Origin of the sequence: Microcoleus sp. D2_18a_D3, from assembly GCF_036702455.1 — a bacterium.
Lineage (GTDB): Bacteria > Cyanobacteriota > Cyanobacteriia > Cyanobacteriales > Microcoleaceae > Microcoleus.
This window is the reverse complement of sequence record NZ_JAUBTK010000021.1, coordinates 70370-95481: the sequence shown is the minus strand read 5'-3', so window position 1 is coordinate 95481 and position 25112 is coordinate 70370. Positions and strand designations below refer to the sequence as shown.

The following is a 25112-nucleotide window of genomic DNA, read 5'->3' as shown; positions in this document are numbered from 1 at the left end:
AGTTTGTGAGCAACAGCTTGCCTAAGATTCAAAGGTAGCTACTTTTAGCTGCGCTCATTTTTTAGTCTAAACTACAGTAAATTAAGCTCCTTGACTCGGTTTTCCAAGTTATTTCTTTCCGAGCCATCTCCTACGATTGTTAAGCGTATTTTACTTTGAATTGCCTGGGCTAATTTCCCAATAGACTCTATGACAACATCGGCGCATTTGTAAGGCACTAATCTGCCCACAAAAAGCAAATTGATATGGTTGATATCTTTCTTGGGGATACTGGTCTGACTTAAAAATTCCTCGGAAATGCCATTTTCGTAGAACAAATCAATTTTTTGGTCAGGGAGTGCAAACAAATCCTTTAGCAAATTTAAAGTATAGGTGGAACCTGCTAGGATTTTGTCGGCTTTTTTGTAAGTTTCTACATAGCCTGGAATTAATGCTCGACCAACTGCTCTCAAAAAGTTGAATTGAGCAAATTCTTGTCTGGCCGTTTCTTGAAAGCCTGGTGGAAATGGAATGCCGCCATTCACAGGCCCTAGAATAAAAGGAGTCTGCTAACACACACTGACTACCTTAAACGGATATCGCGGCATCATCGGGGTAATTGCATGAACTATGTCATAATCTCCGTTGAGGATTTTCCCTTTAAATTTTTGATAGAATTGCTGATTAAATTCTTCATAAATTGGGTAGATCAAGGCATTATAAAGAGGCCAATTTACTCGTCCATTTGCCGTAATTTAGGCCACTATTTTATAATATTGTTTGGTTAAGTTACCTTCTTCTAGATAGAAAATTTTTTCGTATTCCGGGTGTTTTTCTAGAGCTGGTTTATTTCTAATATGGGTAACGAGGGTTGTATCAACTAAGTTGTTAATTTTTTGAAAAAAATTGTATCCAACCAAAGGTACAGATGCCCAGTCAGGATTGCACGGCTCTACAATTAGTAAAACTTTTAATTTTTTATTACTCATTTGTTTGCTACTCAGGGGTTGACTTTCTGGGACGTTAGCTGTAATTCTAGCTGGCTGAATTAATAGAGTTGGTTGTTTTGTATTCGATTAACTTGCTTTGCTGCCCCAGTAATCGGCGCTGGTGAAACTGGATTTGACCTTGTAGCTGGGGAAATTTGGCTAATACGCAAGACAAAGCGTAGATGGCTGCCTCTTTACTTGTGATCTCCCGATGCTTTATATAATAGTTATAGGTGCGATAGGTTGCTAAGGGGTAGCCACTCAATAGTAACAGGCTCCAGCCTTTTGTCGGCCATGTCATTGCCAAGGCTAGCGCTGGCAAGACTAAGCCCCAAAACCAGGTGCTGCGGGTTTCTTTGACCCAATGGCGCTCCGGTTCGCTTCCGTGCATCCAGGAACCCTCGGCGTAGGCGTGACCCGCTCTTTGAGCGCGTTTCCACCACTGAGAGAAACTGCTCATTTGCGCGTCGTGCAGGGTCATTTCTACATCTAAGCGGAGGATTTTCCAACCTTTTTGGCGCAACCGCAAGCACAGTTCGGGTTCTTCGCCGGCTATTAGTGTGGGATTGAAACCTTCGACTTGCTGAAATGCGGTGGCGCGCATCATGGAATCGCCACCGCAGGCTTTGGTTTCGCCGATGGGGGTATCCCACTCGATGTCGCACAATTGGTTGTAGATGCTGGCTTCGGGGTATCGTTCGCGCCTGCGCCCGCATACTGCTGCTACCTCGGGTTTGGCTGTGAGTTCGCTGTAGGCCCGATCGATCCAGCCGTCAACGATTTCGCAGTCGCCATCGACAAATTGGACAAATTCGATGTCTGGAACTAATTGCAGCAAGCGGGCAAAGCCTTCGTTTCTGGCGCGTGCTGCGGTAAACGGTATAGATAAGTCTAGTTCTACTGTATCGGCTCCGATCGATCGGGCTAACTCTACGCTACCGTCTGTTGAGCCGGAATCGACATAGACGACGCGGGCAACTTTGTCTGTGGCCGACACTAGGCATTGGCGGAGGCGCTGCCCTTCATTTCGTCCGATCGCCACTAATCCAATTTGTTTCAAGTTTTACCTTTGGAATTCGACTACTGAGCAGTTCCTTTATATTTTAATAAAAGTCGAGCTAATTTCCTCATTTTTCGGCGACTTCTAGAAATTCTTTTTCAGACTCTCTGGGTTTTTTTTCGATTATTTTTGCCGGTATTCCTACTGCGGTTGCACCTGGTGGCACGTCACAAATCACCACAGCATTGGCACCAATCAAAGCATGATCGCCGATCGTTACTGAGCGAATAATTTTCGCTCCTGCACCGATATCGACGTGACCGCCGATTTTGACATCAGCAACAATTGTCACCTGTTGAAGAATCAGACAGTTAGGGCCAATGGAAGCACTGGGATGAATGACAATGCCATTAGGATGAGGCAGCACCAGTCCTCCTTGTATTTGGCAGTTTAAAGGGATGTCTGTTGCAGTTACCACGCTCCAAAATCGATACTCGATGATGTTCAAACGGCATAAAAAATAGCCTAAAATCCCACCCTGCTGCTGCCACTTTTGATAGTTGCGGATAGATTTGAGCAGTTGGCGACTCGGCTCCCACCACTTGCTGGGTTTTTCGCGACTCCAGTCTGCTTCTGTAGCAGAAACGATTGGCTTAGTGATTGACTCAACCATTGTTTGTGGAATATTTTGATAATGTTGACAATTGTGCCTATTTGTGCAGTTTACCTTAACAGGCATCTCTAACTTGAGTAGGTAGATTGATTGAATCTCCGCAAAGTTATAGGAGAAGGAAAAAGGCCGAAGGAAGACAATGATTTAAGTATTGTTTTCAGCAGGGCGGGATTTGATAATTTTGGCTGGGATACCAACGGCAGTTTGACCGGCTGGAATGTCTGATAAAACTACAGCATTGGCACCGATATTTACGTCGTCTCCCAAGTTTACTTTGCCGAGGATTTTTGCACCAGCGCCGACGTTAACCCGATCGCCCAATTGAGGAGATTCTAGCGGTTTGTCCAAATAGCGGTTTCCCAAAGTTACGCCTTGGCGTATAATGCAGTCGTCGCCGATCGTACAATATCCGTGAATAATAATAGCGTTTTGATGTTCAATCACCACGCGACGACCGAGCTTCACAGTGTAAGGCAAGTCTATCCCGTAACTATTGCGGACTTTTCGGTAGAGCGATCGATAAATAATGCTCAAAGGAGCTCGCAGTAATTTCGGTTCTACCTGCATTCTCCAGACGCCAAAACGCTGCACTGCTACGGCGCGAAATCCCGGTTTTGTCCAATCTCGACCATGAGCAATCCAGTCTTCTTTAATTTGCTGCCACAGTCCCATGCCGGGGTTTTCTACTTGATTTTCACTGGTGATTAAGTTTTGCTCAGTTACCATAAGCTCTAATTCACACTATTTCTTGTTTACTGTATTGCTAGATGCCCACGATATTAATTGGTTAATCAGGTTTTTGAGAAAAAAGCAACCCGGTTTTATCGCTCAAGAATACTAATTCCTGGTCTGCCTCTGCAAATATTTTGCTTTGCCTAGGTTAACCTGGTTTAGTTGGCTTTGACCGATTTACCAACTCCCTTTAAAAGTTTTTGGATTTTTCAATCTTACCCCCCTTAAAAAATACACTATTTAATACAAAATCCCTCAGCAATTGTGGTGGATCGCCATCTGGTTTGCCTTGAAGTACGCGACGCACCCTCCAGGCTGCAAAACCCGAAGCCCAAGATACATCAGTTAATGCTGTGTAAACCAAGCCGTAGTTTTTGATAAAGTACCTACGCCGGGAATCAAACCAATAAGTCGGCAGCCGCTTGGCGGGCTTTTTGGTGTCAGTGACGCCTGAGCTTTGGCCGACTAAGTGCACAACGCGACTTTCGGGTACGTACCAGCAACTCCAGCCAGCTTTGTTCGCTTGCAGACAAAAGTCCATTTCTTCGCAGTACATGAAATAAGCTTCATCCATCAAGCCAATTTTTTCAAATACTTCGCGACGGACGATCATGCTGGCTCCAGCTACCCAATCAGTTTGACAGGTTTCTTGGGAAATGGGAGGCGCTGCGGCCCAGTTGGCTAATAACTTGGATATAAAGCCTGTCCGCCAACCAAAATCGAGTTCTGTCAAGATGTTGTGAAACCGAAAAGCTGACTCCTGGGGCGTGCCGTCTGGGTCTTCCAAGCGGCTGCCGGCGATGCCGGCTTCGGGATGAGTGTCCATGAAATCGACGAGGGCTTTGAGGGCACCGGGGCGAACTATGGTGTCTGGGTTGAGCAGCAGGAAGTAAGGGGGGGGATTGGTGGATTGCAGGGCGGGACGGATCAGGGCGTTGTTGCCGAAGGCAAATCCGCCGTTACGGTCTAGGGGAACGAAGGATGCCCATTCATTCCAGCCTTCTGAGGCGATCGCACTACTAATTTCTTCGACGGATCGATCGCCTGAAGCATTGTCGGCAACTACAACTCGCATACCGGGCAGCGATTGAACTTCGCTAACTAGAGAGCGCAAGCAGTCAATTGTCAAACTAGAGGTTCGGTAGTTAACAATGACAACCAGCAGTGGATAGGGGTGATTGGACTCGCTGGCCTTGGACATAAGTACCGTTGTTTGTGTAACAACTTTTTAGCTCAAGTTGTACCCATCTGGCAAGCGGGAGCGATCGCCCGGAGTGCAGGTATCGCCTACTTTTTTGATTGCTCCAACATCATTAACAAAAGCTGCCACCGCTGCCGGTGCATTTCTTCGTGAGTCAGGCTGCGAGCCTTGTTCAGAGCTGCCATGCCCATATTTTGAAGTAGGTTCAAGTTTTCTCCCGACTGTTTGAGCAAGTTTGCTAAAGCAACGGGGTCATTGCAATTAGCGATCGAGCCTGTGATGCCGTTTTCGATGCAGTCGCGGAGTCCGGCTGTGTTGTTTGCCAGTACAGGTACGGCCTGGGAATAAGCATCGTATACGATTCTGGGCTGCTCGTCCGAGATGCTGGGAACCACAACAGCATGATATTGTTGCAGCCGCCCGAAGAATTCTCTGCCGTAAGGAATAGTTCCCAAAAGTTCGATCTGTACCGATTTTTGCATCGCCTTGCTTGCTGCTTGGCAGTTGCTTAACAGTTCGCCTTCACCTAGTATGTCCAGCTTGACGGCAATGTTTTGCTCGTCCAAGATTTTCATTGCTTCTAGGAGAACTAACAAGCCTTTATTGGGATGCAATCTGCCCGCAAATATAATTTTTAGTTGTTTGGGTGAGGGAGACAGTTTTTCGTGCCATATTTTTGTCGCGTCGGCTTCCGAAATAATATTTGCTTCATCTATCCACGAAGCATTAATTATGTGACTTTCTTTGTGTCGTTTTGTTAATAAACTTTGCTGGTATTCTGCCTGTGTAAAAATTGTCAAGTCGGCGCTGTTGATGCACCAGCGATTCAATGTTTCGTATATGTAAGCTTGGATTTTGGCTTTAATGCTGGCAGGGGGGCCCGGTGGCAGCCGCCACGGTGCGGACTCGACTATGAGCAGGTATGGTTTCCGCTGTATCAGGACTATTGGCGTCACTAACCATGCCATCGGAATCGGCCAGCCTGCTACGCCGCTATGTACGATATCTGAAGATGCGATCGCGCCCCAAAGCTGGGCAACCGTTGTCGGCAGCAGCAATATTGCTTTGGCCAAGCTATTTGCGGAGGGAAGGTCAATAAATTTAGCATCAGCAAATGATGTTTCCGAATCCACCTCTATTGTATTTTCTGGGGGGGTTTCTCGCACGCACGGAGATGCTAGCGTGAAGTTTTTCAAATACTTGAAGTGTTGGGTTAGGTCTTTAGCCCACATTAAATCGAGATACCTGCTGCCTTTGGAGTCGCAGGAGGATGGGATGTTGAGGACGAGCAGGTAGCGCTTGTCGATCGGCATCAAAGTCGGTTCTTTGGCCCCATCTTCTGTGATATTTAACGAGTTGGATTCCATAAAATACACTACGATTGAATGCGATATATCTACTTTAATGCCACCTTAGCCGATTTTTAGTATTAATTGAGACCCTAAACACGCAATTATATCGCCCAACAATACTGAAGTCAATTTTAAATCTCGCCGAGCTCCATCAAAGTCGATACTGCCTGTAGGCTTGACTTGCGGCTCGGTGCAGCAGCGAATGTCGGTAAACTAACCCCTTAGCGTCATCGGAATAGCCCCCGCCAATCACGCAGGCAACGGGATAGCCGCCAGCCAAACAGGCCATCAAAACTTGCATTTCCCGGCGAAATAAGCCCGTATCAGTTAAAGCTAATTTTCCCAGTTTGTCGCCGTGATGAGGGTCTACTCCAGCATCGTACAAAACTAAATCTGGCTTGACATTTGACAGCAAATCTGGTAAGAATTTATCCAATGTTTGTAAATATTCGTCGTCCTCCATACCCACAGGCAAAGGTACATCTAAATCGCCCTTTTGTTTAGTGCCGGGAAAATTGACTTCGCAGTGCATCGAGAAAGTAAAAACGCTGCTGTCATCTTGGAAAATTACGGCGGTTCCGTCTCCTTGGTGGACATCTAAATCGACAATTAAAACTTTGCGAACTAAACCAATTTTTTGCAAAACGCGAGAGGCGATCGCCAAATCATTAAAAATACAAAAACCCGACCCAAAAGCAGGGAAGGCGTGATGAGTTCCGCCCGCAGTATTGCAAGCCAAACCGTACTCTAAAGCGAGCTTGGCAGTTAGTACAGTTCCCGCCACCGCAGTGCAAGTGCGATTAGCAAGGGCGCGACTCCAAGGCAGACCAATTCGCCGAGTCGCTTTGTTATCGAGCGTCCCGTTGCAGTAAGCTTGAACATAGGAGTGGTCGTGGACTAATTCAATCCATTCTTGAGGCGGAAGTTCGGGAGCGTGAAATTGCGATTTATCTGCTACCCCGTCCGCGAGCAGCATCTGGTAAAGCATCCGAAACTTTGCCATCGGGAAGCGGTGATCCGGTGGCAGAGGTGCAACGTAATCTTCGTGGTAAATAATTGGTAAGTCCATTAAAATTATTGTATAACGAATGAATCTCCAATTGAACGCCTGCAATCTCAAATTTAAATTCGCTGGAGAACCTGTATATGCAACAACTAAAAACAGTCTGGCAGTCCGGCAGCACCGACCCCGAAAATGCTGACAATCTCGATAATATCAGTCAGTGGTGGGGAAACCTCAACGGCAAAGAAATTAGCTGGGTAGAGCGACTGATTCCGCAAATCGGCGGTCTGAGCGAAATTCACTGGCACCCCCAGCGTTTTGACGAAACATTTGTGATAGTCAATCCTGAAATTCGGGAGGAAACTCTCTATTGGTACATACCCGATTCTCCCGTCCGACGTAACAACACTGTTGACAAATTAGAACTTGACAATTTGCAACAGCAATTGTACATCTATCCTCAGTTGGAATCGGAACTGGTAATTCGCGTAGGCATTCCAGAAGTTAAATATCAAACACTTGAATTGAACAATCCCGAAATCGCCTTGGGCGAAGAAAATATGCTGCTGCTGTGGGAATCTGACCAAGAACTAGAAATTAAAATTTACTTCAGCGATAAAAATTTTGCTAAACTTAAGGAATTGCTGACCTAGAAAAGACCGATAAAATAGTTTATATCGTAGGCGTTGGGTGCGGGAGGATAGATATATAATCTTAGTCCCCTATAACTATCTTAAGACTGAGCGGCGGGTGCGTCAAAACCGAGGTTTTTCACAGCCATACTTTGTTGCAGCGACAAGAGTAAAACAACCGGTTTCTTCGCCTCGCGGTACGTCCCGGTGTGTATCTCGGCTAAAATCCTTTGAATGTGGCAGCAAAATGTCAAGAAACTGGCGTTATCCTCCTGGGACTTTTAATGCAAAAGTCAAGCAAAAAATAGTCCTGGACGCATCAACCCGGTTGTACGAAAATACTTGGTCGCAGCCCTTGAAAAAAGTTAAAAAACCCGGTTGCTTTGGTCGGGAGTGCCTAAGCGAGGATGGTTTTTCGGCCCACTTAATTGGGACATCAAATAAGGGGGTTTGTTGGGGAAATAAAATGTGGTTAAGTACGGTTAATTTGAGTGGAAAACTTAAGACAAGCCACCAATAAGTTTAAAAAATAGAAGGTGCGTTAGTTGATGGCTAATATCTAAAATTAATCCTCGATTTGCTGAGGTTGAAAAGGTTTTATAAATAATTACGAGCGGAAGGACTCGCTAAATTTATTAAATCATCAATCGGCTACTAGCACTAAAAAAACCACAATGGTCAGACAAAAAATGATATTTGACAAAGAAAATATTAACATTTTAATTATTGACGATCAACCCCACAACCTGCGGTTTATATCAAAGATATTGACGAGAGAAGGGTATAAAGTTCAGCGGGAGATTTCGGGAGAAATGGCGGTTAATGCTAATTATACAGTTCTCCCAGACTTAATTTTGCTAGATATTGCCATGCCCAAAATGAACGGATACGAAGTCTGTGTCCGACTGAAAGCTAATGAGGAAACGAGTGAGATACCGGTTATTTTCTTGAGCGTTTTTGATGATACTTTTCACAAAGTCAAAGCTTTTGAAGTCGGCGGTGTTGACTACATTACTAAGCCTTTTCAAGTGGAAGAAGTTTTAGTGCGGATCGAAAGTCAATTGACTATACAACAGCTATCAAAACAATTAAAACAGCAGAATGCCCAACTGCAACAAGAGGTAAAATTTCGCAAGCGGACAGAACAATCACTCCGGGAAAGTAAATCGCGGTTGCAGAAATTGGCTGTCAATATACCGGGAGTTCTTTATCAATTTATCAAGAAGCCCGATGGAAGTTTCAAGTTTGAATATATTAGTTATGCGTGTCGGGAAGTTTACGAATTAGAGAGTGAGGAAATATTAAAAAATCCCGACTTGTGCTTCGATCAAAATCATCCAGATGACCAAGAATATCTGGTAAAACAAATTGCTACTAGCGCCCAAACTTTAGAACCTTTTGCCTTTGAATGGCGGATTATTACACCGTCGGGGAAACTCAAATGGCTGCAATCTAATTCTCGACCAGAAATGCGCGATAATGGCGATATTGTTTGGTATGGCGTACTTTTTGATATCAGCGATCGCAAGCACGCAGAAATAGAAATGGCTGGAGCTAAAGCTGCTTTAGAACGGCAAGTTCAGCGAGAATTGCTGATTGCAAAAATAACTCAAGAAATTCGATCGAGCTTGCAGCCCGAACAAATATTTCAAATAGCTGCTACTCAAATCGGTCAGGCATTCTGCGCCAATCGCTGTTTGATTCATACTTACGTTACTACCCCCCAAGTCGATATTCCTATGGCGGCCGAGTATCTCGAACCCGATTGCCCATCTATTCGGAACGTACCTGTTCCAATTTGGGGCAATCCTCACGTCATACAAATGATGATACAAGATATGGCGATCGCCTCCAACAATGTTTATTCAGACCCTCTTTTGCAAGCTGTTCAACCGATTTGCCAGAAGGTTGGGTTAAAATCGATGCTGGCAATTCGCACTTCCTACCAAGGCATGGCAAACGGCGCTATCTGTTTGCACCAGTGCGATCGTTACCGGGAATGGACTCCCGAGGAAATCGACTTATTAGAAGCTGTGGCAGCTCAAGTAGGGCTCGCTATCGCTCAAGCTAAACTGATCGATCGAGAAAAAAACCGGCTTGAGCAGCTCGATCGGCAAAATAAATTGCTGCAAACAGAAATTCGCACCCGCATCTGCGCCGAGCAAGCTCTGCAGGAATCGGAAACAGAATTGCGGGCTATTTTTGCCGCCATGACTGACACAGTTTTAGTGAGAAATGCAGAAGGGCGCTGCATCAAAATCGCCCCGACAGCATCAACGAATTTGGTGAAACCTCCAAGCGAAATGATTAACAAAACGGCACACGAAGTCTTGCCAAAACCTATAGCAGATTTAGTATTAAATGCGATCCAACAAGCTCTAAAAACGAAGCAAACCCTCAATGTTGAATATAGCTTTCAAGTCGGAGAGCGCGACGTTTGCCTCGATGCTAAAGTTTCTCCGCTGACTCCTGATTCAGTGATTATCGTGGCGCGAGATATTAGCGTTCGCAAACAAACAGAATCCGCACTCAGAGAGAGCCAGCACTTCATTCAAGCGATCGCCGATTCCAATCCCAACCTATTGTACGTTTACGATGTAATTGAACAGCGGAATGTTTATACCAACCGACAAATTTCGACGATGCTCGGATATACCGCCCAAGAAATACAAGATATGGGTACAGCAATGATGTCAACGCTGATGAACCCCGAGGATTTGCCAGCTTTTTTTGAAAATATCCAAAAATGGGAGCGAGCCAAAGACGGCGATATCATTCAATTTCAATACCGAATGAAACACAAAAACGGTGAATTGCGGTGGCTGCACAGTTGGGATACAGTATTTCTCAGAACAGCAGATGGTAAACCCAAACAAATTCTCGGCACTGCTAATGACATCACAGACCGCAAATTAGCCGAAGAAAAACTGCTAGCATCGCAGCAAAGAATCTCATTTTTATTGCAGCAAACGCCGATCGCAGTTATCGAGTTAAACCTCAATTTAGAAATTATCACTTGGAATCCCGCAGCCGTTGCTATTTTTGGCTACAGCGAGCAAGAAGCGATTGGTCGAGTCGCCTCCGATTTGCTCGTACCTGAAAGCTACCGCCAGCAAATATCTGAGATTTTCAATCACGACTTGAACGCCAAATCCAGCGGCACTACCGAAAATCTGACTAAAGACGGCAGAATTATCATCTGCGAGTGGTACAATACTCAGCTAATTGACGATAACGGTACAGCGATCGGCATTGCTTTAATGGCTGTAGATATTACCGAACGCAAGCAAGCAGAAACCGAACTGCAAGAAAGTGCTTTACGACAGAGAGCGATCGCCCGCATCATTGAAAGAATGCGGCAGACTTTAGATATCCGAGAAATTTTTCACGCCACAACCCGAGAATTGCGCCAAACCATGAAGTGCGATCGAGTCGCAATTTACCGTTTCTATCCTGACTGGAGCGGCGAATTTGTAGCCGAATCCCGTGACCACAAGTGGGTTTCTTTCATCCAAGCACAGGAACTCGATTCTCACCTTACTGAAGGCGCTTTAGACAGCGACCGTTGCGTCGTCAAAGAATTAGATAGCCCCTCACAAGAAGTACGCGATACCTATTTGCAAGAAACCCAAGGCGGAGCCTACAGCCGAGGTACAACTTACCTTTGTGTCCCAGACATTTACAAGCAAGGATTCGATATTTGTTACATCCACTTACTAGAAAAATTCCAAGCTAAATCCTACATTATTGTACCAATTTTTTCCGGCAAAAAGCTCTGGGGATTACTAGCATCCTATCAAAATTCGGGTCCCCGCCAGTGGACTGAAGCAGAAATCAACGTTGCAGTTGATGTCGGTACTCAGCTAGGAGTAGCATTACAGCAAGCGGAATTGCTCGCCCGCACTCAAAGGCAGTCCATGGAACTGATTAAATCCAAAGAAAACGCCGAAGTTGCCAACCGCGCCAAAAGCCAATTTCTAGCTTCCATGAGCCACGAACTCCGCACACCTCTCAACGCCATTCTCGGTTTTTCCCAAGTCATGGCCCGCAACAGTTCTATCACGGCAGAACAGAAAGAATACATAGAAATTATTAACCGCAGCGGCGAACATTTGCTAGAACTCATCAATGATGTTTTGTCAATGTCCAAAATAGAAGCCGGTCAAATTACCATCAATCCCAGCCGCTTCAATCTCTACAACCTTCTCAACAGTCTCAAAGAAATGCTGCAACTAAAAGCCAACTCAAAAGGTTTGCAATTAATCTTGGAAAATACCGACGATTTGCCGCAGTACATTCAAACAGACGAAGCTAAATTGCGGCAAGTTTTAATTAACCTGCTCGGCAACGCGATTAAATTTACTCAACACGGAACTGTTACTTTGCGCGTCAGCAGCCAAGCTGAAAAAGACGCCACAGAAGAAAACAAATTCCAATTGTATTTTGAAATTGCCGACACCGGACCCGGCATCTCTCCCTCGGAAATTTCCACATTATTCAAGCCATTCGTGCAAACCGAAACAGGTCGGAAATCCATGCAGGGGACTGGCCTCGGATTGCCGATCAGCCAACAGTTTGTTCGGATTATGGGAGGAGATATTGATGTTGAAAGTCAACTCGGTCAAGGCACAACTTTCAGATTTAATATCTCGATTAGCTTAGTAACAGAAATTGATGAACAAGAAAAACCACCGATTAAACAAGTTATTGGTTTAGAAGCCGGACAAGACAATTATCGGATATTAATAGTTGAAGATGTAGCGGAAAATCGCCAACTGCTGCTTAAGCTCCTCGTACCGCTGGGATTTGAAGTCCGCGAAGCAACTAACGGTCAAGAAGCAATTGCTTTGCAGTCAACTTGGAAGCCGCACCTGATCTTAATGGATATGTTGATGCCAGTGATGGATGGTTACGAAGCGACAAGACAAATTAAGAAAACTCTAGAAGGTAAAGAAACAATAATTATTGCCTTGACGGCCAGTGCTTTTGACGAGCAGCGGCAGATAATTTTATCTGCTGGTTGTAACGATTTGATCTGTAAACCGTTTCGGGAAGAGGTACTCTTTGAAAAGATAGCGCATCACCTGAGCTTGCGTTATATTTATGAGAAAGAAAACTTATCTACTTCTTTTTCAACACCCACGCTGCTTAAAAGTTTGACCCCCGAGGATTTGAGTGTAATGCCCACAGACTGGGTGGTCGAGTTGCACCGAGCAGCACTTTGTGTTGATGACAACCGCATCCTCGAACTCATCGAGCAAATTCCCGAAACTGAGGCAAATCTCGCTAACGCTTTAACAGATTTAGTCGATAATTTTCGGATAGATATCATTATCGATTTAACTCAATTATATTATGATGAACGACCATCCATTACCAGCGACTCCTAAAGACATTCTGATCGTTGACGATCTGCCGGATAATTTGCGACTTTTATCCACTATGCTGACATATCACGGGTATCAGGTCAGGAAGGCTATTAACGGACACTTGGCTCTGCAAGGGGCGCAAATATCTCCTCCCGATCTAATTTTACTAGATATTAATATGCCGCAAATGAACGGGTATGAAGTTTGTGAGCAGTTAAAGTTAAGGGAAAAAACTAAAGATATTCCGGTAATTTTTATTAGTGCGCTAGATGACGTGCTGGAAAAAGTTAAAGCTTTTCAAGTAGGAGGAGTGGATTATATTACTAAACCGTTTCAAGTAGAAGAAGTCTTAGCCCGCGTCCAAAACCAACTTTCCCTTCGTTCGCTGCAATCCAAACTGCAACTGCAAGCTAGGGAACTGCACGATCGCAATTCTAGATTGCAGGAAGAAATCGCAGAACGGCAGCGGGCTGAAGAATCAATCCGGTTTTTGCTGGAAACTACGCGGGCGATCGGCGAAGCTGTAGACTTCCACTCAGCTTTAGAAGTAATTCTGCACCAAGTTGGCGAAACAATCGGATGGGATGTAGGAGAAGCTTGGATTCCCGATGCAGAAGGAACTGTGCTGCAATCTGCCCGCGGCTGGTATGCCAGCAACGCGAGGATGGAGGCGTTCCGCAGGCAAAGCGAACAACTGACATTTGCCATGAATATAGGGCTGCCGGGACGAGTTTGGGCATCCAAGCAACCGGAATGGGTAGAAGATATTTCCAGGGGCTACCCGCATTTTTTCCGAAGTCAGATAGCACTAGAACTCGGATTCCAAGCGGGTTTTGGCGTGCCGATTTTGGTAGGCGATGAAGTATTGGCAGTGCTAGTTTTCTTTAAAATTTCGTCTGGTGGGAAAGACGCCAGATTTATAGACGTTTTTAATGCTGTCGGCACTCAATTAGGTTCTTTGATTCAGCGCAAACAAGCAGAAGAATTGCTGCGTATTGCTCAAGAAAAATATCACAGCATTGTAGAAAATGCGATGGAAGGCATTTTTCAAAGCACGCCTTCAGGAGGCTATATCAGCGCTAATCCAGCTTTGGCAAAATTGTACGGTTACGACTCGCCAGAAGAACTGATGTCCGAGATTAACAATATTGCTCAGCAACTCTATGTTGACCAGGAACGCCGCCTCGAATTTGTCGCTGCTATGGATGCTGAAAATGCCGTTTCTGGGTTTGAATCTATGGTATGTCGCAAAGACGGGCGCCGGATTTGGGTGTCAGAAAATGTTCGGGCTGTTCGAGATTCAAAAGGTGAGCTGCTCTACTATGAGGGTACTGTTTCTGACATTACAGAACGCAAATTAGCGCAAGAAGCGCTCAAAGTTCAACAAGAACAAAGCGAGAAGTTGCTGTTAAATATTTTACCCAAACCAATCGCAGAACGCTTGAAGGCAGAGCAAAGCACGATCGCCGACAGTTTTGCCCAAGTAAGTGTTTTATTTGCTGATATTGTTGGCTTTACTGAGTTGTCGGCGAGAATGTCTCCCACCGAGTTGGTAAAGCGATTGAACGTAATTTTTTCGCACTTCGACCAGTTAGCTGAAAAGTACGGTGTGGAGAAAATTAAGACTATTGGCGATGCTTACATGGTAGTCGGGGGGTTGCCTACGCCGACACAGGCTCACGCCGAGGCGATCGCCCAAATGGCCCTGGGAATGCAGGCAAAAATAGCAAAGTTGTGCGCCGAGACAGGCGAAAAACTGGCAATTCGCGTCGGCATCAATTCCGGGCCAGTTGTTGCGGGAGTGATTGGTGTGAGCAAGTTTACCTATGATTTGTGGGGAGATACGGTGAATGTAGCGGCGAGGATGGAAGCTACGGGTTTTGCAGGCAGAATTCAAGTTACTGATGTTACTTATGAGCTTTTGAAAGATAAGTATTTGTTTGAGAGGCGAGGCGTAATTCCGGTAAAAGGTAAGGGGAATATGATGACTTATTGGTTGCTACAAAAAAAGTAAAAATTGCGAAGGAAGAAGGAAGAAGGAAGAAGGAAGAAGGAAGAAGGAAGAAGGAAGAAGGAAGAAGGAAGTTCGGCAACGGATTCTGTAACGGATGTAACGGATGTCAGGAAGAAGGAAGAAGGAGGAAGAATGAAGGAGGAAGAATGAAGGACGTTTATATGTTTATTTAACCTGATATCTTGCACCATTCTCAAGAACGGGCTAGAAGCCCGTTTCACTATTTGTTCAATGTTCTTGTGGCCCGTTGCTCCGAGGCCGCCCTTAGAGGGATTGTGCTGGTATGATCAAAGAAGTTAACGAAAATTTACATTAAGAGCCGTGACTGCACAACAATTAGTATCTGCAACGAGTTTTGAAAAGCTAATTTGGACTTGGAAAGGTCACAAAATCCAATATACCGTCCAAGGAACCGGCCGCCCTCTGATCTTGATTCACGGATTTGGCGCTTCGATCGGACATTGGCGGCAAAATATCCCCCCACTAGCGGCCGGCGGCTATCGCGTATTTGCTCTGGACTTGCTGGGATTCGGTGCTTCCGCCAAACCAGCCCTCGATTACACTCTGGAATTGTGGGAAGAATTGCTGACTGATTTCTGGGCTGATCTGGTACAGGAACCGGCGGTATTTGTCGGGAATTCGATCGGCGCTTTGCTGAGTTTGATGGTAGTCGCCAACCATCCAGAAATATCAGCAGGTGCAGTCTTAATCAACTGTGCCGGCGGGCTCAACCACCGGCCGGACGAACTAAATTTCCCGCTCCGAGTAGTAATGGGGACTTTTACTAAATTAGTTCGATCGCCCCTGATCGGCCCATTTATGTTCAACAACATCCGCCAAAAACACCGCATCCGCAACACCCTGCGCCAAGTCTACGGGAACCGCGAAGCCATCACTGACGAACTCGTAGAACTCCTCCACGCCCCCTCCTGCGAGCCCGGAGCTCAACAAGTGTTTGCCTCCATACTCACAGCCCCTCCAGGCCCTCAACCGTCAGAATTGCTGCCCAAAGTCGATCGTCCGTTATTGGTACTTTGGGGCGCAGACGACCCCTGGACGCCGATCGCCGGCAGCCAGATTTATCAACAATTGGCCGCCAACGATAAACCAGTGAAATTTGTTTCAATTCCCAACACAGGCCACTGTCCCCACGACGAGCGGCCGAGTGAAGTCAACGCTCTGATTTTGGACTGGCTGCTGGAATTGAAGTAAAATTTTTCTGCTCAATCCAACCCTTGGGCGATCGAGTCAAACCCTTGTATTGCAAGAGTTTTGCCTCGCTCCACCGCACCGACACCCCGGCAGCAGCCGACTCAAAAAACAATTTTTGGCAAAAGTATTGACACAATTTACTGAGTCAGCTATATTGATGGACGTGTGAGGAGCGAACCAGAAGAAGCACCGAGACGAAACACGGCCAGTCGTCGGTGCTTTTTCTGTTGAAACCCATTTTTAAGAGTTTTAAATTATCTATAATTCACATCCAGAAGATTTGTAAGCCCGCCCCGCCTTCTTCATTTCTTCCTTCGCGTTCTTAGCGTCTTCGCGGTTCGTTAAATAAATATTCGGATGTTGCAAACAAACTAATTAACTGGACTTAATCTCGAAAAATCAGAAATTGTGGATTTTTTTTATAATCAAAACTTGATTGCATAGAACTCAAAACTACACAGTTATATAATAATATCGTTTCCGGTTGCATCGGAATAATAAAATCGAGTCAACAGTTAACCGTCAACAGTCAACAGTCAACAGTCAACAATAATTCCGGTGCAACCGGAATTTATATAAATTAAATATTGTCGCTGGGTCGGGGCGGGTTGATATACATTTTTTCCAAATGTCGCTAAACCCGCCCCTGCGGTATTGGTGTAAAAATATCAACGATCGCCCAAAACAAATTGTTCGATCGCAGCCGCCACCCCATCTTCCTCCACATCCGGCGCCACCCAATCAGCAGCAGCCTTCACCGCATCAGGAGCATTGCCCATTGCCACGCCTACACCCGCGTAGGCAATCATTTCTAGATCGTTAAAATTGTCGCCGATCGCCATCACATTCGCCGCCTGTAAACCCAAAAGTTCCTCCGCTAAATACTGCACCGCATCTCCCTTATTCGCCAAAGGATGCGTAGCTTCAAAAAAAGTAGCAACCGATCGAGTCAAATAAAGCTCCGCAGGCGTGTAGCGCAGGCGCATACTGCTGAGCAAGCCGTCGAGTACCCCCGGATTGTCGCACAAAGCCAAAACTTTCGTCGGTTCCCCCGGAAGATCTCGCCGCAAATCTTTAATCACCATTGGTTCAATGCCCGATCGTTCGGCATAAATTCGGGTAGCTGCGGTAATTTCCGGCACGTAAAGTTGGTCGTCAATGTAGAAATGGATCGAAAGGAGCGATCGCAAATGCGGTTCTTCAAAATGGTCTAACAGTTGCAGAGCAGTTTGTTTCGACAGGGGCAAGTGCCGCAGCCGTTTTTGAGTAGCGTGATCTTGAATCCATGCGCCCTGGTAGCAAATCAGTGGCAATGTTGAGCCGATGTCGCGGTGAAAACGCAAAGCTGAGCGGTACATCCTGCCCGTAGCGACGGCCACTTTCACTCCCCGCGACTCGGCAGCCAAAATTGCCTGCTTGACTGGTTCTCGGATGGTATTTGACAAACCTGCGATCGTGCCGTCTATATCCACTACCAGCAATTGAATGTCTGCGGTGCCCAAAGCGCGATCGGTCGCATTAGCTGGATTTGAGGCAGTTATATTCTGCATGATTTTTTTAGATTTTAGCTGTTGATTTGCACGCACCCGTTTATTTTGCCACTGGCGGGATAGCAAAGTGCGACTTCTGATTTTTTGAAGACTAAAATATAGATAACTAAATAAGCGACAAAAAAAGTATCTAGGACGACTCTTTAGGGAGGGATTTAGCTAAGCTATATAATAGTAGCCAGTTTACTGCCGTAAAAACCGCACTCGACAGGCAATGTGTATTTTCACTTACTTAATAATACTTGTGGCCAAAAACAATGCAACTCTCAGCCCGCGCTCCAAACCCTTATATCATCAATCATTCCCAATCTAAAATCTAAATTCTAAAATCTAAACTTGTATAACCGCATCTTTGAAATTACCCCCAACTATCATGATTTCTATCCCAGGATACCGCATTGACGGAGAACTTTATACAAACCCTCACACAGTTATTTATCGAGGGATGCAGCTTGAGGAACAAAAACCCGTTATCCTCAAAACTCTCACACCCTCATACCCTACCCCAGCGCAAATATCCCAACTGCTGCACGAATCCGAAATTCTTAAGAATTTGAATTTCCCCGGAATAGTCAAGCTTTATAAAATAGAAACATACAATCACTTTCCTGTTTTAGTTTTAGAAGATTTTGGTGGGATTTCCCTAAAAGAGTTTCTCAGCAACAACCAGCTAGAGTTACAACAATTTCTGCATATTGCCATCAAACTAGCAGAAACTATTGGGCAACTCCACGAGCACCACATTATCCATAAAGATATTAAACCCAGCAATATTATTGTCAATATCGAGACAGGAGATGTCAAGATTGCTGATTTTGCGATCGCCTCCCTGCTACCGGGCGAAAACCCCGCCCCCAGCCATCCCCATTTACTCGAAGGCACTCTCGCCTATATGTCTCCTGAACAAACGGGACGCATGAATCGGGCGATCGACTACCGCACCGATTTTTATTCTTTAGGCGTCACCTTTTATGAGATGCTTTGTGGCGAATTGCCTTTTAAGGCGATCGATCCTATGGAATTAGTACACTGCCATATTGCCAAAACGCCAGTTTCTCCTTGGGAAAACAGAAAGCAAAAAGTACAAAGCAGAAGCATCGAAGGCAGAATCAATCAAGTAGGAACCAAGGAGATTCCTCAAGTCGTTTCCGATATCGTCATAAAACTCTTAGCAAAAACAGCCGAAGACAGGTATCAAAGTGCTTTCGGACTTTTGTACGACTTGGAAAATTGTCTCAATCAACTGCAAACAACAGGCGAAATTTCCCACATAACCCTCGGCGAACAAGATCAGTCAAGTCACCTGCAAATTTCGCAAAAATTTTACGGGCGAGAAGTAGAAGTTAATATGCTTCTCAGTATCTTCCAGCGGATGAGGCGAGGCAATACAGAAATTGTGCTGATTTCTGGTTCTGCAGGTGTGGGCAAATCGTCGTTAGTATATGAAGTTTACAAGCCGAATCGGCGGGAAAACGGGTATTTTATTGACAGCAAATTTGAGCAATTTAAGCGCGATATTCCCTACGCTTTTTTGCTCCAAGCTTTTCAGGATTTGTTGCGACAAATATTCACAGAAAATGCCGCCGAAATCCATGTTTGGAAAGAAAAAATTTTAAAAGCACTCGGCGGCAACTGCCAAGTAATTATTGAAGCTATTCCCGAAGTAGAACTGATTGTCGGGCCGCAGCCCCCCGTCCCCGATTTAGGAGCAAATGAATCTCAAAATCGCTTTAATTTAGTATTTCAAAACTTCATCCGCGTCTTTGCTCAAAAAGAACACCCCCTAGTAATTTTCCTGGACGACTTGCAGTGGGTCGATTCAGCATCTCTCAAGTTAATAGAACTGCTAGCCACTGACCTGGGAACTCAATATTTATTAATAATTGGAGCTTATAGAGAGCAGGAAGTAGATGCAAATCATCCCCTAATGCTGACCGCCGAAGCAATAAAAAAAGCAGGCGGCACTGTGAGGGCGATCGCCCTTTCGCCTTTAGATATAAGCAGCGTCAACCAATTTGTTGCCGATACTTTGAACTGCGCCCCAGAAAAATCCCTAAGTTTAGCAGAATTGCTTTTACGAAAAACCGCTGGAAATCCCTTCTTTTTAACTCAATTAATAAAATTTCTTTACTCGAAAAGTTTGATTCAATTTAAACTTTCACCCTCGAATAATTTGGTCGAGCTAGCTGAACCTAACCTGTCGGGCTTAGCGCAACCAATCTCAGAGCAAATTGTGAAAAAATGCCATCTTACAGGCGAGTGGCAGTGGGATATCGAACAAATACAAGAAATGGGAATAACTGACAATGTTGTAGAATTAATGATAGACAACATTCAGAAACTTTCAAAAAAGACCCAGGAACTGCTTAAATTAGCCGCTTGTATCGGGAACAAATTTGATTTAGAAACTATCTCGACAATCGCCGAAAAACCTCTCGCTTCCGCAGCAACAGACCTCGGTGAGGCACTTCAGTCCGGTCTGATTTTGCTCGTGAATAACGCCTACAATATTCCGATCGCACTAGCAGCAAGCACAGAAGTAACAGACACAATATCTAGAGACTTTACCGATAAATTTTCCCTACCAGTGGCTGATGTTTCGAGCGCCACTTACAAATTTTTGCATGAGCGAGTGCAGCAAGCAGCTTATGCTTTAATATCCGATTATCAAAAACAAAAAATCCATCTCAAAATAGGCAACTTTTTACTGCATAATTCACCGCCAGAGCAATTAGAAGAGCATATTTTTGATACCGTAAACCAACTAAATTTAGCGAAAGAAATCATCCGCAGCCAATTAGAACAATTTCAATTATGCCAATTAAATTTAATTGCAGGTCGCAAAGCAAAAGCAAGTGCAGCTTACGAACTTGCCCTCAAATATTTAACCGCAGGTATTGAACTGCTTCCCCCCGAAAGTTGGCAAACTGACTACGACTTGACTCTGGCACTCTACGAGTCAGCAGCAGAAGCTGCTTACCTCAATACCGACTTTGAAGCAATGGAAAAATGGGCGAGAATTGTCCTGCAACACGCAAAAAATGAACTAGACAAAATCAAAGTGTTTGAAATCAGAATCATAGCTTGTGCGATGCAAACCCAACTCCAAGAATCGGTAAAAATTGGTCGGGAAGCACTAAAAATGTTAGGAATAAACTTTCCAAAATCGCCGATTCCCCTCCACATTCAGCAAGCAATGGCTAAAACAGCAGCTTATTTAACCGAAATAAAAATAGAAGATTTAATTAACTTGCCGATGATGACAAACCCGCACAAATTAGCAACTATGCGTGTGCTTTCCAGTATGTTTTCAGCTACATTTATAGTTGAACCTGTGCTGCTGCCGCTGATTGTGTGCGAGCAAGTTAATTTATCTATTAATTACGGAAACTCTACTTTTTCTGCCTTCGGTTATGCTAATTACGGAGCAATTTTAAAAGGAATAGTTAGAGATATTGAATCGGGCGATCGGTTTGGTCAATTAGCTTTAAATTTGAGCGAGAGATTAAATGCGTTAGAATTCAAAAGCAAAACGCTTAATTTAGTAGCATTCATTTTGATGAACGGCAAGCATCACGTTAAAGACTCTTTGCCGCTATTAGAGGAGGCCTATCAAAGCGCGCTAGAAAATGGGGATTTAGAATCTGTCGGATATTCAGCCGTAAATATTTGTCAGTCTTTGTATTTCATCGGTCAAGAATTGCCACAACTGGAACGGAGAATGGTAAGTTACAACCATTTGCTGTTTCAACTCAAGCAAGAAACTGTATTGACTTGGAATCAAATATATCGGCAAAATATTTTGCAATTGATGGGAAAATTGGAAAGTCCACCCCTGGTATTAGGTGAAGCATACAGCGAAGAAAAATTGTTGTCGCTGCTGTTGAAAGCTAACGATCGGGTGGGACTACAGCACTTTTATTTGCAAAAATTAATACTAGCCTATTTATTTGGAGATACCGCTACAGCGCTAGAAAATGCAGCGCAAGCCGAAGTATATTTAGACGGAGTTGCAGGCTTTATTAATGTTTCTGAATACCAGTTTTACGATTCTTTAGCCCGCCTAGCCGCCTATCCATTTGCAACAGAGGAGGAACAAGAAGAGCATATTTTTTACGCGGTCAGTAACCGGAAAAAACTGCAACAAAAAGCGCTTTCGGCGCCCATGAATCTTCAGCACAAATGCGACTTACTTACGGCAGAAAAAGCGCGTGTTTTGGGCAATATTGAGAGAGCAATGGAATATTACGATCGCGCAATTGAAGGAGCCGAAGAAAACGGATACATACAAGTACAAGCACTAGCAGCAGAATTGGCAGGAGCATTTTATCTATCCATAGGAAGAGAAAAAAATTCTAAAACTTACTTGACAGAAGCGCGTTATTGCTATCAGCGCTGGGGAGCAACAGCAAAAGCAGCGCATTTAGAATCCAAATACTCGCACTTGCTAACTTCTGGCTCGATTTCAACTAATATTGAAACTCACAAATCTACCAGCAGCGCTTCTTCCACTACGAACGACGCTGCAGGCGTGCTAGACTTGACTACCGCAGTGAAAGCATCGCAAACCTTAGCGGGCGAAATAGTTCTAGACAAACTGCTGGCCAAAATGATGAAAATCGTTATTGAAAATGCCGGGGGGCAACGAGGGTTTTTAATACTAGAAAAAGAGGGTCAATGGGTGATTGAAGCATCAGGATCTGTAGATGTCGATCGCGTTGCTGTCATGCAATCAATTCCGATAGATTTTGTAGCCGACGATCGAGAAGTAACTTTGCTGGCAGTTGCAGTTGTGAATTACGTCGCCCGCACCCAGGAAAGTATAGTTTTAAACGATGCCAGCCGCGAAGGACAATTTACTCGCACACCCTATATAATGGCGGTTCAACCTAAATCAATTCTTTGCACTCCGTTAATTAATCAAGGTCAACTCACTGGGATTCTATATTTAGAAAACAATCTGACTACAGGCGCTTTTACCCAAGACAGGTTAGAAATATTAAAACTGCTGTCTTCTCAAATTTCTATCTCCATCGAAAATGCCCAACTTTACGCCAATTTGCACCAATTCAATCAGAATCTCGAAAATTTAGTACAGCAGCGTACCTCCGAGCTCTCCCAAACTTTAGCAGACTTAAAATCGGCTCAAAATAAACTGGTAGAATCGGAAAAAATGGCTGCCCTCGGAGGATTGGTGGCAGGTGTGGCCCACGAAATCAATACTCCCATTGGCATCGGCATCACCGCCGCCTCCCTGCTTGCTGAAAAAGCCACAAAGTTTTTTGAGGTTTACAGTAACGGGCAAATAAAACGTTCCGAGTTAGAAAAGTTTCTGGATACCGCCATGCAAAGCAGTAATATGATCTTATCTAACCTCACGCGGGCGGCCGACTTGATTCACAGTTTTAAAGAAGTAGCTGTGGATCAGTCGAGCGAGTTAAAACGCACGTTTAATGTTAAAAACTATCTAGAGGAAATTTTGACATCCTTGACAGCCAAACTAAAAAGAACTAAACACAAAATAGAGATTAAGTGTGATGAAAATATTGTAGTGGACAGTTACCCCGGCGTAGTGTGTCAAATTGTGACAAATCTGGTGTTGAATTCCCTAATTCACGCCTACGATGTAGAAGACGAAGGAGTTCTGGCGTTTGATTTCAAACTAGAGGGCGATCGGCTAATATTTGAATATGCCGATAACGGCAAAGGAATTGACCCAGAAAATCTCAGTAAAATTTTTGAACCGTTTTTTACCACCAAAAGAGGTCAGGGAGGCACGGGATTGGGACTGCACATTATTTATAACCTTGTTACTCAAAAACTAAAAGGCACAATTAGCTGCACAAGTCAAGTAAATAAAGGCACAAGATTTATGATTGAATTTCCCGCTAAAATGAGCAGTTAGTTATTAGACCGCCAACATGGATATAAGTTTTATATAGGAGAACGATATATGTCAGAAGCTAGTAAAAACCTGTTGGCTGCAGGCGATGACGAATTAATCCCAGCGGGCGACGATGAATTAATATTTGCCGAGGAAGACGAGGCGGAAGAAAAACCGCTAGAAGAAAGTTGGAAAATATTAATTGTCGATGATGAAATAGAAATTCATAATATTACTAAATTAGCATTAAGCGATTTTAAATTTGAAGGTAAAACTATAACATTTATTAGCGCTTACTCAGGAAAAGAAGCTAAAGAAATAATCCAAAATAACTACGACATAGCATTGATTTTACTTGATGTAGTTATGGAAACAGAAGAAGCAGGCTTGGAAGTAGTTAAATACATCCGCGATATTTTAAATAATCAAATTGTGCGAATTATTTTACGAACTGGACAGCCCGGACAAGTACCAGAAGATGTAGTAATTGTCAGCTACGATATCAATGATTACAAAACCAAAACAGAACTTACTAACAAAAAATTATTTACCACAGTAGTCACCGCACTGAGAGCATTTAGATCGCTCAATCAAATCGAATCCAGCAAAAGCGAACTAGAAAAAATTGCCGCTGCATCAGCCCGTTTTGTACCGCGTGAATTTTTGAAGTTTCTCAAAAGAGAAAGCATCGTTGATGCCAGACTAGGAGACTCTGTACAAGCAGAAATGACGATTATGTTTGCCGACATTCGCTCATTTACAAGTCTGTCAGAAAGTATGTCTCCCCGAGAAAACTTTGAATTTCTTAACTCTTACTTAAGCCGAGTTGGCCCAGTTATCCGCCAGTACAACGGTTTTATAGATAAATACATTGGTGACGGGATTATGGCTTTGTTTCCTAACAGGGCTGAAGATGCTGTGCAAGCAGCAATTGAGATGCAGCAGCAAGTAAAAATTTATAACAGACACAGGCAAAACAGTGGCTATCAACCTATTTCGATAGGGATTGGCTTGCATACGGGGACTTTAATGTTAGGTACGATTGGCGAAGCGGAACGAATGGAAAGTACGGTGATTTCTGATGCCGTTAATTTAGCTTCCCGCGTGGAAGGATTGACAAAGCTTTATGGAGTTAGTATTGTAGCTAGCGTCCAAACCCTTTGCCGGATAGACGATCCTCAACATTACAAGTGCCGATTTCTCGATCGCGTTCAAGTAAAAGGAAAACAAACACCTGTTGCTGTATTTGAAATTTACGATGGCGACTCGGCGACAATGATCGAACTAAAAGCACAAACTCAAACTTATTTTGAACAGGGAATTTTTTTTCACTACCAGCAGCAATTCGCGCAAGCAAGGCAAATGTTTCTGCGCGTTTTGCAAGTCAACAAGTATGATAAGGCAGCAGCTTTTTATGCAGAAAGGTGCGATATGTTGATGAAGAATGCAGTCATTATGACTCTGGAAGGAATAGAGATATAGGGAATAGGGCATGGGGCATGGGGCATGGGGCATGGGGCAT

Annotated in this window: 16 protein-coding genes; 7 read left to right on the top strand and 9 right to left on the bottom strand. The window is 44.3% G+C overall.

Annotated features, from left to right (window positions below):
- Positions 1–71 precede the first annotated feature (71 nt).
- From QUB06_RS12805 to QUB06_RS12770, 8 genes are all read right to left on the bottom strand, one after another.
- Positions 72–524: a glycosyltransferase gene (locus QUB06_RS12805; protein WP_333435568.1), complete on the bottom strand. Its 453-nt coding sequence runs from the start codon at positions 522–524 to the stop codon at positions 72–74.
- A 210-nt stretch (positions 525–734) separates the two neighbouring features.
- Positions 735–968 (bottom strand): hypothetical protein, encoded by a 234-nt coding sequence (locus QUB06_RS12800; RefSeq protein ID WP_333435567.1) that lies wholly within the window; start codon positions 966–968, stop codon positions 735–737.
- Between the two features lie 46 nt (positions 969–1014).
- Positions 1015–2028 carry a glycosyltransferase gene (locus QUB06_RS12795; RefSeq protein WP_333435566.1) on the bottom strand — a complete coding sequence of 338 codons (1014 nt, stop codon included), beginning with the start codon at positions 2026–2028 and terminating at the stop codon, positions 1015–1017.
- Positions 2029–2095: 67 nt separating this feature from the next.
- Complete coding sequence (locus tag QUB06_RS12790) at positions 2096–2641, bottom strand: serine acetyltransferase (protein ID WP_333288965.1); 546 nt, start codon at positions 2639–2641, stop codon at positions 2096–2098.
- A gap of 144 nt (positions 2642–2785) precedes the next feature.
- Positions 2786–3367 (bottom strand): serine acetyltransferase, encoded by a 582-nt coding sequence (locus QUB06_RS12785; RefSeq protein ID WP_333288963.1) that lies wholly within the window; start codon positions 3365–3367, stop codon positions 2786–2788.
- 196 nt (positions 3368–3563) lie between these two features.
- Positions 3564–4574: a glycosyltransferase family 2 protein gene (locus tag QUB06_RS12780; protein WP_333435565.1), complete on the bottom strand. Its 1011-nt coding sequence runs from the start codon at positions 4572–4574 to the stop codon at positions 3564–3566.
- Positions 4575–4660: 86 nt separating this feature from the next.
- The gene (locus tag QUB06_RS12775) at positions 4661–5941 is read right to left on the bottom strand and encodes a glycosyltransferase (protein ID WP_333435564.1); all 1281 of its coding nucleotides are present in this window, start codon (positions 5939–5941) and stop codon (positions 4661–4663) included.
- A 136-nt stretch (positions 5942–6077) separates the two neighbouring features.
- Positions 6078–6995: a histone deacetylase gene (locus QUB06_RS12770; protein WP_333435563.1), complete on the bottom strand. Its 918-nt coding sequence runs from the start codon at positions 6993–6995 to the stop codon at positions 6078–6080.
- 77 nt (positions 6996–7072) lie between these two features.
- Here QUB06_RS12770 and QUB06_RS12765 point away from each other — a divergent pair, with 77 nt between their 5' ends.
- The 5 genes from QUB06_RS12765 to QUB06_RS12745 all read left to right on the top strand — a co-directional run bounded on the left by QUB06_RS12765 (position 7073) and on the right by QUB06_RS12745 (position 16156).
- Positions 7073–7582, top strand: a complete 510-nt coding sequence (locus QUB06_RS12765; protein ID WP_333435562.1) for a hypothetical protein — start codon at positions 7073–7075, stop codon at positions 7580–7582.
- A gap of 653 nt (positions 7583–8235) precedes the next feature.
- Positions 8236–12951: a PAS domain S-box protein gene (locus QUB06_RS12760; protein WP_333435561.1), complete on the top strand. Its 4716-nt coding sequence runs from the start codon at positions 8236–8238 to the stop codon at positions 12949–12951.
- Positions 12917–14944 (top strand): adenylate/guanylate cyclase domain-containing protein, encoded by a 2028-nt coding sequence (locus QUB06_RS12755; RefSeq protein WP_333435560.1) that lies wholly within the window; start codon positions 12917–12919, stop codon positions 14942–14944. Before QUB06_RS12760 ends, QUB06_RS12755 begins: the two co-directional genes overlap by 35 nt.
- A complete protein-coding gene (locus QUB06_RS12750) occupies positions 14923–15117 on the top strand; it encodes a hypothetical protein (protein ID WP_333435559.1) in 195 nt (64 codons plus the stop codon). The genes QUB06_RS12755 and QUB06_RS12750 overlap by 22 nt, the downstream gene beginning before the upstream one ends.
- Positions 15118–15265: 148 nt before the next feature.
- Positions 15266–16156 (top strand): alpha/beta fold hydrolase, encoded by an 891-nt coding sequence (locus QUB06_RS12745; RefSeq protein ID WP_242718618.1) that lies wholly within the window; start codon positions 15266–15268, stop codon positions 16154–16156.
- Between the two features lie 668 nt (positions 16157–16824).
- Here QUB06_RS12745 and QUB06_RS12740 read toward each other — a convergent pair.
- A complete protein-coding gene (locus QUB06_RS12740) occupies positions 16825–17706 on the bottom strand; it encodes a Cof-type HAD-IIB family hydrolase (protein WP_333435558.1) in 882 nt (293 codons plus the stop codon).
- A 373-nt stretch (positions 17707–18079) separates the two neighbouring features.
- Here QUB06_RS12740 and QUB06_RS12735 point away from each other — a divergent pair, with 373 nt between their 5' ends.
- Entirely contained in the window at positions 18080–23611 is a 5532-nt protein-coding gene (locus tag QUB06_RS12735) for an ATP-binding sensor histidine kinase (protein ID WP_333435557.1), read from the top strand.
- Positions 23612–23659: 48 nt separating this feature from the next.
- Positions 23660–25072, top strand: coding sequence for an adenylate/guanylate cyclase domain-containing protein (locus QUB06_RS12730; protein ID WP_333413143.1), 1413 nt, complete (start codon positions 23660–23662; stop codon positions 25070–25072).
- Positions 25073–25112: the final 40 nt, after the last annotated feature.